Source organism: Neobacillus kokaensis, from assembly GCF_014656545.1.
GTDB lineage: Bacteria > Bacillota > Bacilli > Bacillales > Cytobacillaceae > Neobacillus > Neobacillus kokaensis.
In genome coordinates, this window is the sequence record NZ_BNDS01000004.1 from 111,246 (window position 1) to 126,882 (window position 15,637).

A 15,637-nucleotide genomic window follows, 5' to 3' on the forward strand; every position below is an offset into this window, starting at 1 on the left:
GATATCCCGTAAATTATGTGTTATTCAAAATCATGAAAAGCAATTTTTCCCTTTCCAGCTGTTCCCGCCAAATTCAGCTGTCCACTTCCTGTAACTGCTTCATGGGTACCATCTTTTGCCGGGTCCACGTAACGATGAAACCACTGCTCTAACATGGCTTTCATTTCTGTACGCTGCTGATTTGCGGCGGGATCGTTTATGAGATTAATAGTCTCATTTGGGTCATCGACTAAATAATATAATTCGTGTGGACCGTATGGATATCGGTGAATATATTTCCATTCCTTCGTCCGAATCATACGGACAGGACCATATTCATCATAGATAACAATATGTGACTGCCCGCTCGTTTCCCTCCCCAATAATAGCGGTAAAAAGCTTGTCCCAGGGAGCTGATTTGCTTCCGAATAGGTTAAACCGACATAATCAAGAAGGGTCGGCATAAAATCGTAACCGCTAACCAATTCGTCACAAACCTTGCCTTTCGGTATGCTTCCTGGATGCGAGAAGATTGCCGGCACTTTAACGGAGGTATCATACATGTTCTGTGGAAAGGTTCCATTTCCTTTCCCCCATATCCCATGGTGGCCGCAATTAAAGCCATTATCACTTAAAAAGCAGATCAAGGTTTGTTCGCGAATGCCCATCTGTTCCAGCTTATCTATTATTCTTCCAATATTTTGGTCCATTGCTGTAACAGCAGCAAAATAGCCTTTTAAGTTTTCTCTGCTTCCGTCCGGGGCAGCTTTAATCAAATTTGGATGTTTTGGTTCTTGAGGGCAAGTTTCAAACGGACAATTATTATAAGAATCCACAATCTCCTGCGGATGACTGTTAATCCAAGGATCATGTGGTGCTGTATAATGTACGCTTAAGTAAAATGGCTGATTGCTGTCTTGTTTTTCCAAAAATGCTAAGGCATCATCTGTTATAACGTCGGTTAGGTAACCGCTCTCATTTACCAGCTCTCCGTTTCGGACCATCGGCGCATTATAATAATAACCGCCTCCTGATTGATGGACAAACCAATGAGAAAAACCTTTCTGCGGTGCTAGACTATCACCTAAATGCCATTTGCCGCTGATCCCGCACACATAACCACTTTCTGCCAGAATCTCTGTATAGGCAGTCTGCCCGCTTAAATATGCAATTCGATTGCTCCCTACATTTCCTTCGCGAATCCAGTCGTGTACACCATGCTGCGATGGAATTCTGCCAGTTAACAGGGAGGCCCTGGCCGGTGAACAGACAGGGGAGGTACAAAAAAAGTTAGAAAAACGTATCCCTTCAGATGCTAAACGGTCTAGATTAGGTGTACGAATTTCATGATTTCCAGCACATCCAAGTGCCCATGCCCCTTGGTCATCACTTAAGAAAAAAACGATGTTCGGTTTTTTCTGTTTTCGTTGACCCATATTTCATCGTGCCTCCTCATAATTGTTATCGATAACAATGTTAAAGATTTTCAAATAGTCTGTCAAATAATTTAATATATAATTTCATTATAAGATTGCCAACATAGTGTTATCGTTAACATTCTAACTTGATTAATAATATGCCGCTTATTACAATAAAGAAAGAAGTATTACTGCTAGGGGGAGCTCCAATTGGTAACAATTTATGATATCGCCAAAAAGGCCAACGTCTCAGCGATGACCGTTTCAAGGGTTATTAATAATTCCGATAAAATTAGCAAGCAAACACGGGAAAAAGTAGAGGCCATTATTAAAGAGTTGAATTATATCCCGAATAGCTCAGCGAGAAGCTTGATTTCTAAAAAAACGAATATTCTTTCCTTAATGATTACCGATATTGCTAACCCTTTTTTTACAAGCGTTGCCCGCGGTGCAGAAGATAAAGCTTTGCAAATGGGATATCAGCTGCTGCTGTGTAATAGTGATGAAAATATTGAGAAAGAATCTAAATATATCGACATGCTTATATCAACAGGGACTGATGGTGTACTAATTGCACCTGCCAGCGATTTATCTAAGAAGAATATTCATAAACTTACAAAATATAAAATACCTTTTGTTTTGATTGACCGATACATCAGTGATTTAAAATGTGACCAAGTGCTAAGCGATAATGAAACAACTACTCGTAAATTAATTGAGCATCTTATTGAGCTGGGGCATAAACGAATAGCCATCATCAATGGTCCGCTCGATATAGCCACATCAAGAGAGCGTCATCAAGCCTTTTGTGATACTCTTACCTTACATGGATTAGAAGTCAATAAAAATTGGATTCATCAAAGTGAATTATTCAGGGACAGCGATGTTACGGATATCGTTAGCAACCTGCTTGAGCTGCCAGCAGAAAAGCGGCCGACAGCCATTTTCGCTACAAATAATTTTTTAGGCTTAAATACTGTGAAAGCATTAAAAAAACACAAAATAAACATCCCTGAAGATATTGCCGTTGTTTGTTATGATGGGGTGCCTAATTATACAGAAAATGAGCCTTTTTTAACAGCTGCTGAACAGCCATCCTATAATTTCGGATATTTGGGGGCTCAAATGCTTATTGAACGGATTGAAAATACATGTCCGGAGGTACCAAGAAAAATTGTCCTCCCTGCCGAACTTTATATAAGAGAATCCTCTAATTATACGATTAAGGATTTAAAAAGGTAGAACTTTTGAAGTTCTACCTTTTTTCAATTCTTATTTATTCACCGACATGATGGAACGATATGTTTTTAATGGCAGGAGTCCCATTACTTTCGATAATTTCAAGGATCACCCCGCGCACTTTTACAGCTGGAAACCGAACAATTGCCTTATGCCCAATATTTTTACCTTCATAGATGGTCAATAGCTGCTGGGATTTGGCCGTAATAATGCTGATCTTGAATTGTGATACACTCTCTCCCTTAGCCAAATCCTCTTGGATTACCACATGATCAAGGAGTTGCGCTCCCTCAGGTGTGTAAATCCATTTATTACCTTCATTTTTACATTGCTCAAACGTTCCGGTTGGATGATCAAAGCGGCGGCGGATTTCTCTTCCCATGGCCAGAAGCTGCTCTGTATCCATTTGCGGCAGAACACCTTCCCGATTCGGTCCAATATTTAGAAGCAAATTGACACCGCGGCCAACAGAATGATAATAAAGCCCCATTAATTCTTCGATACTTTTTAGTGTATGTTCATCATTGTCACTATAAAACCAATTGGACCGCATCTGAACGTCAGCCTCTGCTGGAAGCCAGCGCGCATCTCCTAATTGATTTTTCTCATCAGTCAGAATCGAAATCGCTGTTGAATCAACTACATTCCAACAAGGAACTGGGGCAATTCCGTCCTCATTGCCAACCCACCTGAAATCTGGATCCCCCATGTTCAGCAGGATATTCGGCTGTAATCGCCTAATTTCTCCGATAATCCTTGGCCAGTCGTATTCATGGCCTTCTGAACCGCAGCCGTCAAGCCATAGAATATCGATTTCCCCGTAATTGGTTAACAGTTCGGTAATTTGATTTACAAAATAATCATCATACGCCTTGGCATCTTGATTGTAGAAATCTACAGATCCGTCATATGGAGAATAATATAACCCTGGTTTAATTCCATACTTCCGGCAGGCATCGGCAAATTCCCGAATGACATCGCCCTTTCCATTCTTCCATGATGACTCAGCAACTGAAAAACTTGTATAGGCTGAAGGCCAATTGGAAAATCCATCATGATGCTTCGCCGTAAGGACAGCATATTTCATTCCGGCTTCTTTAGCGGTTTTAATCCATTGTTCGCAATCCAGATGTTTCGGGTTGAACTCAGCTGGCAACATCGGTCTTTCATCAAAATCAACATATCCCTCATAAAATGTCCTCAAGCCAAAATGTAAAAACAGTCCGAATTCCCATTCTTGAAAGCTAAGCTGTTTTGCGGTAGGAACTATCTTATGTTTTGTTGTCAACGCACGATCCTCCCATTTTTAAATAGATGTTAAGTACTCTACAGCTTTAAACTCCTTGTTAGCCTGAAACAACAATTAAATTAGCATACGGACAGGCATCACCCGTTTTGACTACTCCTTTTGCATGAGCAGTCAATTCCTTCATTTCTTGATGACTTATTTTTTCAAACAGAACATGTGGATAACGTTTCTTTAATTCTTCTAATCTACCAGGACTTATATCTCCCATCTCATGAGTAACAATGATTCGATCAATCGTGATTTCTTCGGCCAATGGTTCCAGCACCTGTAAGATTGTCGGTTGATCATAAGTATACCCAAGGTTAATCCTTGTTACATGGTTGGGAACTGGATAACCTTTATCCGCTAGGACGAGATAATCGGTATGACCGAGACTTGCAGCCAAATGGGAAAGTTCTGGATGTAGGATACCTTTTTTCTTCATAGGTTTCGTCCTGCCTTTACAAATGTTTTTCAAGATTTAGTACTGTTACCAGTTGTGTGCCCAAAATTTTGTTTATAAACTTCACCCTTTTGTTCCTGGGTAAGACGTTCTACTAAATTTCGTTCAGGGCGCTTTAAGTAAAATCTTAAGCCTGCGTCAGACTGGATCACTGTGACAAGCTCCCAGCCTTCTAAACCTAATGCAGGAATTTTCTCTTCCTCATTCGTAAATAAATATTCCCACTTCATCGGAATAGCAGATACTCCTCTCAATTAAAGACTACGCTATTAAATAAACTTATTCGTAAGTCTTCCCAATTTTTCAATCTCAACCGTAACGACATCTCCCGGCTGGATATATACACGCTGGTCGGCAGGCAGTCCGAATACGACTCCTGCAGGTGTACCGGTCAAAATAAGGTCCCCTGGCTCGAGCGTCATATATTGTGAAATATAGCTGACGATTTCTGCACATGAGAAAATCATGTCTGATGTGTTGGAGTTCTGTCTTACTTCATCATTTACATATGTTTTCAAGTTTAGATTGTTTGGATCTTCAACTTCATCGGACGTTACTAGATATGGACCAACAGGGCTAAAGTCATCACATGTTTTGCCGAGCAGCCATTGATGAGTCCTCATTTGCAAATCTCTTGCCGATAAATCATTTACGGTGCAATAGCCAAACACATGGGAAAGCGCTTCTTCCTTAGCCACATGCTTAGTCTTTTTGCCGATGACAATTCCTAATTCCACCTCATAGTCTAATTCATTCGTTTCCGCTGGGATGGCAATATCCTTAAGATGGCCAGTCAATGTATTATCAAACTTATTAAATAGAATCGGAAACTCTGGATATGGGGCATTCGTTTCATCCGCATGCTTTCGATAATTAAGACCAACGCAAATGATTTTATGCGGGTGCGTGACACATGGTCCCCATTCAAGCTCCTCTTTTTCTATCAAAACTGCCGTTTCATTTGCCACAGCCTCTTCAACCTTTTTCTTAAAATCCTCTAATTGAGCAGGGCTGAATTGGATGACCTGCATCACATCGGTAATGATTTCGTCCCACTGATTTTTCTTGGCCGTTTCTTCGATATCGTATAATCGGTTGTCGATTTCCACTGCTACTCTTTGATTCTCATTTTTTATAAAAGTTGCTAATCTCATTTTCTATTCTCCTTTATGCATTCTTTCCAAAAACAACGCCGCCGTCAATATAAAGAGGAGACCCCATCATAAAGGAAGACTCATCTGATGCAAGGAATAGCGCCGCTTTGGCAACGTCCTCTGGTCTTCCGAGATCACCGCTTAATTGGCGTTTCTTAATCCCTTCGATTGCAACTTCCGGATCATCATAGGAAGTTTTTAAATAATTTTCCACAAACGGGGATAAGATTGTACCTGGCAAGAGGGCGTTTACGCGAATATTATACGGCGCATAATCCACCTGCATTGCTTTCGTTAAAGCAAGGACTGCTCCCTTCGTTGCCGAGTAAGCCGCTCGCTTTGCCAGCCCCATTTCCGCTGCACACGACGACATATTAATGATGACTCCGGATTTTTGCTCCATCATGAAAGGAAGTGCGTATTTCGAAGGCAAATAAACACCCTTAACATTCACACTCATGATCCGGTCCCATACATCCGGCTCTACCTCATCCAATCGGCCGACATTGCTGATTCCTGCATTGTTAAATAATATATCAATTTTTTTGTACGACTCGATAATTTGCTTGATTGTCGCTTCCACCGCTTCCGGGTTTGCGACATCGACCTCGAAAAAGGCTGCTTTTCCGCCATCTGCTTTAATTTCAGAGACGGTTTCTTGGCCATTTTCACGGTTAATATCAGTGATAATCACAAAGGCTCCTTCTTTTGCGAATAATTTCGCTGTTGCCTTGCCTATCCCGCTTCCGGCTCCAGTGATTACGGCTATTTTATCAAGCAGTCTCATACAATTGCCCCCCTGTCCATATGGTCTTCAGGCTGAGCTGCTTTGACCGTTAATCCCCCATCTACCATTAAGAGATGGCCATTGATTTGCATGGCTTCATCTGATGCTAAAAAGACAACCGCATCGCCAATTTGCTTTTCTGTACCGAGCCTCTTCATTGGATTCGCTTCAATCTCTTTTGCTAGAATTTCAGGATTCTCCAGGTACTCTTTACACATATCCGTCGCCACTGTGCTCGGCCCTACAGCATTTACATTAATATTATATTTACCTAGTTCAATCGCCAGCGCCTTGGTTAATTGGGCCGCTGCTGCTTTGGATGAAATATAATGCGGAATCACCGGGCTTGTCACAAGCAGGCTTGCAGTAGAGGTAATATTAATGATTTTTCCATATTTGTTGGCAATCATTTTCGGTGCCACTCGCTGCGATGTTAAAAAAATCGATTTAACATTCGTCTGATAGGTTTCATCCCATGTTTCTTCAGACAGACTTAAAAAAGGTTCGAACGGGGCAATCCCCGCATTATTTACTAGGATGTCAACCGGTCCAAGCTCTCGTTCCACTTCATCAATCATATGGTCGACTTCCGCTTTTATTCCCACGTTCGCCTTGATCACCATCGCTCTAACCGAAAACTGTTCTTCTACTTGTTCCTTTAATGCATAAGCTTTTTCATATGAACCAGCCGATGCATAGTTAATCGCTACATTTGCGCCTTCTTCCGCCAACCTTTTCACAATGGCAGCGCCAATTCCCCGGCTGCCGCCTGTAATAAGCGCGGTACGATTTAGAAATTTACTCATTTCCATATACTCCCTCTCTTTGTTTTAGAGACTGATACTGATTCTGCTGATGCTAAATTCCTGATGGCCAAGAATTTCAGCTTTTACCAGCTCGCCCTGTGCTGCTCTAATAACCGTTTCCAAAATTCGCTGACCAGCCTCTTCGATTGTTTCCTTTCCCTTCATCACAGCACTTGTATCAACATCAATGTTATCGCTCATTTTAATCGCCGTATGCTCATTCCCGGTAATTTTGATAACTGGAATAATCGGATTTCCTGTTGGTGTCCCTCTTCCAGTTGTAAAGCAGACCATATGGACACCTGCAGCCGCCATGCCTGACACACATTCAATGTCATTACCAGGGGAATCCATGAAGTAATAACCGTTCCCCGGAATCTCCTCGGCAAATGATAAGACATCTTTTAATGGGGCTGTTCCTGCCTTACTGATGCAGCCTAGGGATTTTTCCTCAATCGTCGACAATCCTCCAGCGATATTCCCTGGACTTGGATTTCCCCCTCGCATATCAGCACCAATCCGCTCTACTTCCTTTTCAAATTTCTCTACACAGGCATATAACTTCCCCGCCACCTCTTCGCTGACAGCACTTTGTGCGACAAGATGTTCCGCACCGATAATTTCTGTTGTTTCTCCCATGACAATGGTTCCGCCTTGAGCAAGAAGAACATCAGCTGCTTTCCCTAATGCCGGATTGCTGCATAAGCCGGATGTAGCGTCTGAACCACCGCATTTTACGCCTAGGATTAATTCAGATAAAGGAACATCAACCTCTTCTATTTTCTGAATGTCATTCGATAATTGCTTCGCGATTTTAATTCCTGTTTGAATGGCATTAATCGTCCCGCCTGTATCTTGAATATCAATCCATTCAACCGGCTTGCCTGTTTGCTGAATTACTTCCTGCAGTTCTTTTGCATTGATCACTTCACAGCCTAGACTGACTAACAGCACTGCACCGACATTTGGATTTTTCCCCATTCCTGCAAGAATGTTAAATGTACGGTCCTTGTCTTCACCAATCTGGCTGCAGCCGTGCTGATGGGGAATGGCCACAGAATCCGGTACCGATTGCTGAATTCGGTTCGCCACATGGTTTGCACAAACAACAGTCGGTATAATTAATAAATGATTGCGGATTCCCACTTTTCCATTAGGCCGTCGATATCCTTTAATCATGGTCATGATTGTTTATCCCCCTTCTTCTTATCTCCTCTGCCTCTAATTCCCTCAATATTATGTACATGCACATGTTCTCCCGGGGAAATCAGGACAACTGCGGCTCCAATTACCTGCCCATACTTCACGACATACTCAGACGGTTGAATGGGTTTGATGGCAATTTTATGTCCAAATGGGATAGGTTGTTTGGCGGTTAATTCAAACTTGTTACCGTTAAGGACGTACTGTAAGCTTTCACCAGCCTGAACTTCCTTTAATAGTGTTGCTACGTTATCAATCTCCGACATGACAATACTTGTTACATCCTGGTCATTTGCCAATTTCATATTTTCATCACCTTTCATTCAGCAAATAAAACGATTGTGCATTCATAGAAAAAATTTGCTCTATTTCCAAACCACTAAGTGAATCTGGCAGGTTATCGGTAACAATACTCAGTGCCTGCTCATAGCTTCCCCCCGCTAAACAGACAGGCCAATCACTGCCAAACATAATACGGGAGGGGCCAAATGCTTGAACAATATATTGAATGTAAGGCTTAAATTCGGCAATTTCCCATGAATCTGCTAACGTCATAAAACCGGATAACTTACACCACACATGAGGAAATTTAGCTAGTTTGTCCATATCCTCTTGCCACTTGGTGAACGCATTTTTGTCAATAACCGGTTTAGCAAGATGATCAATGACTACCCGCAGTGCTGGAAGCGTCTCTAGTAAAACCTCAATATATGGAATGTGTCTTTCCGTAATTAATAAATCAAGCGGCAGATTATAGTTAATAAGCAGCTTTAAATTGTCGATTACCTGCTCCTGTAAAATCCAATCACTTTTTTCGATATCCTGCAGCATTGGACGCAGCCCCACAATTCCTTGCTGCTTCATTAATAAATCTAATTGTTCGGGGAATGCAGGCGATGCTAAATCCAACCAGCCAACTACACCGTAAATCCATTCGAACCTTTCATACAATGACAGGAGATATTGCGTCTCCTCATATGTAGGGGCTGCTTGCACAAGAACAGTTCCAGAAATAAAATGCTTTTCTAAAGAAGGAAGCAAATCCTCCGGTAAATAGTCTTGATAAAGAATGCCCATCTCACTTGTCAGCCAATCATAATCTCCTCTATCAAGCTTCCAAAAATGTTGGTGAGAATCAATGATACGAATACTGAGCCCTCCTGTATTGTTAATAAAATGTTATCGATAACAATAAGTTATCAAATATATTTTGAATTGTCAATCTTTTGTTCAGCTGGAGCGCAAATCAACAGGCAAGTTCTATAAAAAAACAAGCAGAGTCTCCCCTGCTTGTTTGAGTTTATTTTGTTTGCTGTAAAAAAATGATCAAATGCCAGATAGTGCTACATTCTGCAAACGGATTCCTTTCTTTTAGTTTAATACCTTTTCCACTTCAGTTGTAATTATCACGAATATGTTATTTATATCACGCTGTTACTCTGGGATAATATGGAAATTTTCTGTTCCATTTTTATAAACGCCGTTTTTGCCATCCACATGAGTCCAAAGGACAACAGGCTGAAGCTAAAGAAAGGAAATAGTCCTGGTATCAGGATGATCAGTATACAAAAGCAAGCAATCAGTGCTGCCATACTGAGCACTTGAAATGGATGTGCAATGGCAATAATAGCAGCATGCCTAATGACACTGAATAGTTTAATATCAAAATGGACATATACCGGAATGATAAACAGAACCGTCATGATATAAAGAATTCCTGCTATCCAAACGATAATAACTAGAACGGTTTCAGTCAGATTTGCAGGTGCTTTGAACAATTGATAGTAATAATATAGACTAAAACCCGTTGCTGTCATGAGCAAGCCCAACAGGTTTGTCTTGATAAATCCTTCACAGAAGTAAGCCTTGAATTCTCGGAAAATAGAAAACTCCGTTTCCTTATTAAGCCATTTTCGGCAGATTGCAAACATTGAAAAGGTGGCAGGGAATATGCCTCCAACAATTAACCCAGCAAAACTGAATAAGATCCATACCAATTGCAAAACGAAGAATCTCATAATCCATTCCATTATTGTGTTTAACTTGCCCATATAGCCTTGTTGGAACATATTCCCCACCTCTTTTAATCGTAATTAATCTTTCAAGTTTTTATCCTGCTGATCGGCACATATGATTCAATCAGCTGCTGAAACCGAACTGCCATGATTTTGTCGCCTTCCCCATTTGGATGCAGGCCATCAGGCATATACCTTTCAAACTCTTCGCCAAACAGTTCAAGTCCATCGATATAATAAATGTTTTGATCGCCATGCCGCTTTAGCATATCAACGACTTGACGAATTTCTCTTCTTACCTTTTCCAGAGATAATCCGACTTCATTTTCTGCTTTTTCTCTTTCCCGGTGGAAAATTGGAGAAATAATTACCAGCGGTACGTTCTTGTGCACATCCCGAATCGTTTGAATAAATCCAATCAATGCAGGTGTAAATGTTCTATCCGATAATGTCTTTCCTCCCACAATATTGATGCCTGCACATATGGAAATAAAATCTGCAGGCAGATCACGAATCATTCTGGCGACCATCGGCTCTAAATGGCAATTTCCGCTGTACCCAAGGCAGGTTAGATTCAAATCCAGCTTGTGGGCAGCCAGTGCCGGCCACGTTTGTGAAGGACTATCAGAATAATAACAATGAGTAATAGAACTTCCATACGTGATCCAATGTAAACGAGTGTCGTCTACTCGTTCCCATGCTGCTCCTTCATCAATCCAAACCCCTGAAACCTTGACCGGTACTTTCTGAGATAAATAGATTTCAATCAGCTTTGTTTGACCGGTAAGAGCATCAAAGGAAACCATTGTTTCTCCTGCTGGAATGTAAGCTGTTTTAACTAGAGTGCCATCAATTACACAATCCATCTCCATTAATTCAGCCGCTTCCACGATGCCAATTGTAATCGCTTGTGTATTGCTGCGTATTTTAATCCGAACCCCTGCCGGCATCTCCGCCTGACCACTTATACAGTTTGGGTAAAAGAAATCTTTCTTGTTGTAAGGGATTCTCCAAGGCTTCATGAAATCTTTCGCTTTTTCCACTGAAACGGCCCCGTGAAACAACTTTTCAGATAATGGTATCTGTTGCAAGCTCAACCCTCCAAAACTATGTAAATAGTTATGACTTCAACCAATCTAATGAAAATTTCGCAAATTGGATATCCATGTTATTCCAGTCAGAATAATCATATACCCGTTCGTACAGGACACCAATTTCCCCAGTTTTAAGGACAGTTAGGCAGGAATAGCCATAATAGCCTTCTTCAATTACCTTGCTGTACGGCCATGTTTTCCCGCCATCTTCACTTAATCGTACAGTTCCTTTAACTCTTGTATTTTCATCAGCTGGATTCGAGAATAAAACGCGGACTTTCCCATCTCCTAAATCCGGATAAAGCACAACACTTGATTGGCAAATCGGGTCAATTAATGTCATGTCAAAAGTGACTTCGCCCCATGTTTTACCGCCATCCGTACTTGTTGTAACAGCGGTTCTTTTAAGAGTATAATGATTTCGCAAATAGTATTTCAATTCTCCTGTTGGCAATTCAATGACTTGGGACTCTGTCAAATATTGTTTTCCTTCAGAGATTGTTTTGGCAGAGAGAATCTCGCCGTCGAGCTCTCTTCCATCATTCGGGGACTCGCCGCGCTGCCAGGTCACACCGTGGTCATCACTGTAAATACAAGCACAAGACAGGCATCCCGCTTCATTAGAAAAATAGATTGGGAACACTAAACGGCCTTTCTTGTCACCATGTTTTAATTGAATACCACAGCCAGGACCAGAGCCAATAAACCGCATCCATTCTTCTTTAACCGATAAATTCAATTCTCTTGGTTTGGACCAAGTAAGTCCGTCGTCTTCACTTTGAATGATTTGTAAAAAGCAAGTTCTTGCTTCTAGTAAACTTTCATTTGGGTCAATTCCCTTTTTAAAATAAATATTTCCTTCGGCTTGACCAGCATTGAAAACATAACCATTTTCGTCAACAGTATAACTCGTTACATTGTTTTCTATATCATAAACTTTTCCTGATTGGGATAAAAAGTAAACATTTCCTTCGTTATCAAATAATTTTCTGCGTCCATCTGCATCGAAGCCGATTCCCGGTTCACTATTCCATAAGCCAATTCCACCTGGTGAGTGGCAATAGATCATAAAGATGGTTCCTGTTTCTTCATCTTCTAAAAGTGACGTATCAATTGCGGCTGCCCCGTCTAACCCTTCACCTGCAAAGGCAACTAACTTTTGTACAGGTCCCCAAGTTTTTCCGTGATCTTCACTGCGTCTAATAGTTGCATCAATTTGGTTCGGATTATCTGTTTGATCGACAATCCTGGCATCAATTCCTGCAATCACCGTTCCCTTCGATGTCGTAATCATAGACGGGATTCGGTAAGCCTTTGAGCCCGCAAGGTTTGGATAAAAGATAGCTTCTGATTGAATGGTTGGCATTTATTTAGCACCTCTTAATTCTTATTTTTTACAATGAGCTTTATTAATTAAAATAAGGCTTTAATGCGTCGGCAAAATTTTGCCCCATCATTTTATATCCTTCTGCATTTGGATGGAGATGATCCGGTAGTAAATGACTGTGCTCTGCTCCAAGAATGTCAAGACCATTTACGTAGAAAATATAGTCATCCCCATTTTTTCTAAAGATTTTTACTACTTCTTCCACTTCATCGCGCATTTGAACCAACGTAAAACCAACGAGATTTTCCGTAGTTTCCCGGTGCGCACCATATATTGAAGAACTCAATACAATTGGAATATTTTTTTTCTCGTCTCGAATAATCCTAATGAATCCTATTAAGACAGCCTGAAAAGTTCGGTGATTGTACGTTGCTGCATTATAAGAATTGATTGAAGCGTTTAAATGAATAAAATCCACATCAGAATCTCTGATCATTCTGGCAATCATGGGTTCATATTGACATTCACCGCTATATCCTAAGCAAATCAGGTTTAAGTCTAATTCTTTGGCTGTAATCGCCGGCCATGTTTGTGAAGGACTTTCTGCAGCATAACATTGGGTAATAGAGCTGCCATAAGTAATCCACTTTTTCCGAGTATCATTAATTGGACTCCACTCCGCATCCTCGTCAATCCACAAAGCCTTTAATTCAACTTTATAACGTTGAGATAAATAGATATCTAACCTTTTGCTATGGTTTGGAAGATCAGCAGCCTCTAAACAAGTTGTATTTGCATCAACCACAAATGCCCTATACAATTCATTGTCAATTAAAATATCAAACTCCAAACCAAAAGGATTAGGGGCGATTTCCAATTTAATCTTACTCGTATTACTAACTAGAGATATTCTTACACCTGCTGGAACTTCTGCTTGTCCATTTAGTATGTTGGGAGTGTAAAAATCCTTTTCTCTATAATTAATACGCCATGGCTTAATATATTCGCCGATCTTTTCAAGGGAAAATGCCCCTAATATAGTCTGTTCATTCAAGGTAATAGGGTTCATGTTTATCACACCTGTTCTTTTCATCCCAATAAACTCCAAATTACAAAGGTAACAATACCTTTGTAATTTGGACTATTGCAAATTATTTCTTCATTAAATCGGAAACCTTTGGCGCTTTTTCTAACTCAGCAAGAGTTTCTCTTCCGCCGTTATTCATCCAATTTTCAACGTATTTATCCCATTCTTTGTCGATGTCAACTTCACCAACAATTGCTTTCATTCTAAATTCGTCTACAATGGTTGTAAGTTGACCACCATAACGTTTTGAAAGATCTTTTAATTTCGTTTCATTTAAAAGGTCCCATTTATATGGACGAATCAACATTTTTTCTTTTACATCTTCGCGAGCATAGAATTCGTTTTTTACCTTTGACGTATATTCAGATTGGAACCATGATACTCTTTCTTTATCATACGTACGGAAGTTGTATGCCCAGAATCCTGAATTCCCTTCTTGCTCTGCATATTCCGGACGTACTTTAAGAGCTGACTTTTCCGGTGTACCTTCCCAATCAGAATGCACACCAACTTCACCATATAATGTCCATCTTGCATCATTATCAAAGTTAATATAATCAAAGATTTGAAGAATTCTTGCCAACTCTTCATCCGTTACATCCTTCGAAACATAGAATGCATCCGCTAAATTTCCAACAGGGATATAAGCTCCTTCTCCCTGCTGCCCGTCCTTGCCGATCTCTGGTGCTGTTGCAAGCAATTTTGCGGTAGAATTTGGATTTTCGACGATGTTTTGCGGTGCACGGCCTTTTGCCCAGTCATCCATTGCAATATAAGAAGGCTGCGCAATGTAGTAGCCGATTTTTCCTTGTTTATATTTTTCCCAGCTCTTATTATTATCAAGGGTTGTAAATTCCGGATCAATCAGCCCCATTTTGTACCATTTTGCCATTAATTTTAGAAAGTCTTTATATTTTTTTGAAATCTCGGTTGTAACTAATTTCCCATCTTCCATTAAATTATACCCAGGAGCAATTCCAAATGCACCCATTAATGTAGCTGACCAGTGAATTTGATTGTTGTAAGGAGAAAGTCCGTATGTGTCGTTCTTTCCATTTCCATCAGGATCTTTAAAAGTAAATGCTTTTAAAATTTCTTCCACTTCTTCAAGTGTGTAGGCACCCTCAGTATAATAGATTTTTTCACGGCCCCCGCTTGGTCCTACTTGCTTTATTTCACCTGGAGGTTTAATACCCAATTTTTCCAGCCAATCAAGTCGGAATGTTGGACCCCAAGCCAAACCATCGACATGAGCATATTGACCGATTAATTGTAAGTATTCATTGTCTGTTCCTTCCTTTAAGTTCATCTTTATCCCTGGAGGATTTTCAGATAACATTTTCATATAGCGTGGTGCATACTTTTCAAGCATCTCTTTCGGAATAGTTCTTGTTAATCCAGAATCATATAGCTCTTGCGCTGATTTACCACCTGTAGTAAACGCAAACGTATCTGGAAGATCACCAGATGCTACCATTAAGTTAACTTGGTCTGCATTCCATGTATCCGCTTTAGTATTGATAATTTTAACATTAAATTGCTTTTCTAATCTCTTTTGAACATAGTTTCCATCTTCCACCTTACCTCTTGTCACAGAGCCTGATAGATTTAGATCAAGCTTTTTCGAGAAATCTCCTGCTTTAGGCAAGCTTGCGACATCAACCTTTTTTGACTCGTTACTTGCCTCCTTATTCGAACATGCCCCTGTAAAAATCAGTGCACCAGAAACGGCAGCTAATGATAATGCTTTTATATATTTATTCATCAATACTTCCCC

Annotated in this window: 16 protein-coding genes; 1 reads left to right on the forward strand and 15 read right to left on the reverse strand. The window is 40.5% G+C overall.

Features of this window, described 5'->3' with window-relative positions; genetic code table 11:
- Positions 1-20: 20 nt before the first annotated feature.
- On the reverse strand, positions 21-1,415 hold the full coding sequence (locus tag IE222_RS06825) for a sulfatase family protein (RefSeq protein ID WP_191271072.1): 1,395 nt from the start codon (positions 1,413-1,415) through the stop codon (positions 21-23).
- Between the two features lie 192 nt (positions 1,416-1,607).
- On the opposite strand from IE222_RS06825, the gene IE222_RS06830 reads away from it, so the two are divergent.
- Positions 1,608-2,639, forward strand: a complete 1,032-nt coding sequence (locus IE222_RS06830; RefSeq protein ID WP_191271074.1) for a LacI family DNA-binding transcriptional regulator — start codon at positions 1,608-1,610, stop codon at positions 2,637-2,639.
- A 34-nt stretch (positions 2,640-2,673) separates the two neighbouring features.
- Here IE222_RS06830 and IE222_RS06835 read toward each other — a convergent pair whose 3' ends face one another.
- The 14 genes from IE222_RS06835 to IE222_RS06900 all read right to left on the reverse strand — a co-directional run bounded on the left by IE222_RS06835 (position 2,674) and on the right by IE222_RS06900 (position 15,625).
- Positions 2,674-3,924 (reverse strand): alpha-L-fucosidase, encoded by a 1,251-nt coding sequence (locus IE222_RS06835; protein ID WP_191271077.1) that lies wholly within the window; start codon positions 3,922-3,924, stop codon positions 2,674-2,676.
- 58 nt (positions 3,925-3,982) lie between these two features.
- The gene (gene rbsD / locus IE222_RS06840; protein WP_191271086.1) at positions 3,983-4,369 is read right to left on the reverse strand and encodes a D-ribose pyranase; all 387 of its coding nucleotides are present in this window, start codon (positions 4,367-4,369) and stop codon (positions 3,983-3,985) included.
- Positions 4,370-4,398: 29 nt separating this feature from the next.
- The gene (locus IE222_RS06845) at positions 4,399-4,617 is read right to left on the reverse strand and encodes a hypothetical protein (RefSeq protein ID WP_191271088.1); all 219 of its coding nucleotides are present in this window, start codon (positions 4,615-4,617) and stop codon (positions 4,399-4,401) included.
- Between the two features lie 39 nt (positions 4,618-4,656).
- Entirely contained in the window at positions 4,657-5,541 is an 885-nt protein-coding gene (locus IE222_RS06850) for a fumarylacetoacetate hydrolase family protein (protein ID WP_191271090.1), read from the reverse strand.
- A gap of 13 nt (positions 5,542-5,554) precedes the next feature.
- Positions 5,555-6,328, reverse strand: coding sequence for an SDR family NAD(P)-dependent oxidoreductase (locus tag IE222_RS06855; protein WP_191271092.1), 774 nt, complete (start codon positions 6,326-6,328; stop codon positions 5,555-5,557).
- Complete coding sequence (locus tag IE222_RS06860) at positions 6,325-7,134, reverse strand: SDR family NAD(P)-dependent oxidoreductase (RefSeq protein WP_191271094.1); 810 nt, start codon at positions 7,132-7,134, stop codon at positions 6,325-6,327. Before IE222_RS06860 ends, IE222_RS06855 begins: the two co-directional genes overlap by 4 nt.
- A 24-nt stretch (positions 7,135-7,158) precedes the next feature.
- The gene (locus tag IE222_RS06865; protein ID WP_191271096.1) at positions 7,159-8,319 is read right to left on the reverse strand and encodes a UxaA family hydrolase; all 1,161 of its coding nucleotides are present in this window, start codon (positions 8,317-8,319) and stop codon (positions 7,159-7,161) included.
- Positions 8,316-8,642 carry a UxaA family hydrolase gene (locus IE222_RS06870; protein WP_191271098.1) on the reverse strand — a complete coding sequence of 109 codons (327 nt, stop codon included), beginning with the start codon at positions 8,640-8,642 and terminating at the stop codon, positions 8,316-8,318. The genes IE222_RS06865 and IE222_RS06870 overlap by 4 nt, the downstream gene beginning before the upstream one ends.
- A gap of 7 nt (positions 8,643-8,649) precedes the next feature.
- Complete coding sequence (locus tag IE222_RS06875; RefSeq protein WP_191271269.1) at positions 8,650-9,510, reverse strand: amidohydrolase family protein; 861 nt, start codon at positions 9,508-9,510, stop codon at positions 8,650-8,652.
- A 248-nt stretch (positions 9,511-9,758) separates the two neighbouring features.
- Positions 9,759-10,406, reverse strand: a complete 648-nt coding sequence (locus tag IE222_RS06880; RefSeq protein WP_191271100.1) for a YesL family protein — start codon at positions 10,404-10,406, stop codon at positions 9,759-9,761.
- Between the two features lie 32 nt (positions 10,407-10,438).
- Entirely contained in the window at positions 10,439-11,443 is a 1,005-nt protein-coding gene (locus IE222_RS06885; protein WP_191271102.1) for an SGNH/GDSL hydrolase family protein, read from the reverse strand.
- A 28-nt stretch (positions 11,444-11,471) separates the two neighbouring features.
- Positions 11,472-12,812 carry a sialidase family protein gene (locus tag IE222_RS06890; RefSeq protein WP_191271104.1) on the reverse strand — a complete coding sequence of 447 codons (1,341 nt, stop codon included), beginning with the start codon at positions 12,810-12,812 and terminating at the stop codon, positions 11,472-11,474.
- A gap of 43 nt (positions 12,813-12,855) precedes the next feature.
- Positions 12,856-13,866 (reverse strand): SGNH/GDSL hydrolase family protein, encoded by a 1,011-nt coding sequence (locus tag IE222_RS06895; protein WP_223282605.1) that lies wholly within the window; start codon positions 13,864-13,866, stop codon positions 12,856-12,858.
- A 58-nt stretch (positions 13,867-13,924) separates the two neighbouring features.
- Entirely contained in the window at positions 13,925-15,625 is a 1,701-nt protein-coding gene (locus IE222_RS06900) for a type 2 periplasmic-binding domain-containing protein (protein WP_191271106.1), read from the reverse strand.
- Positions 15,626-15,637: the final 12 nt, after the last annotated feature.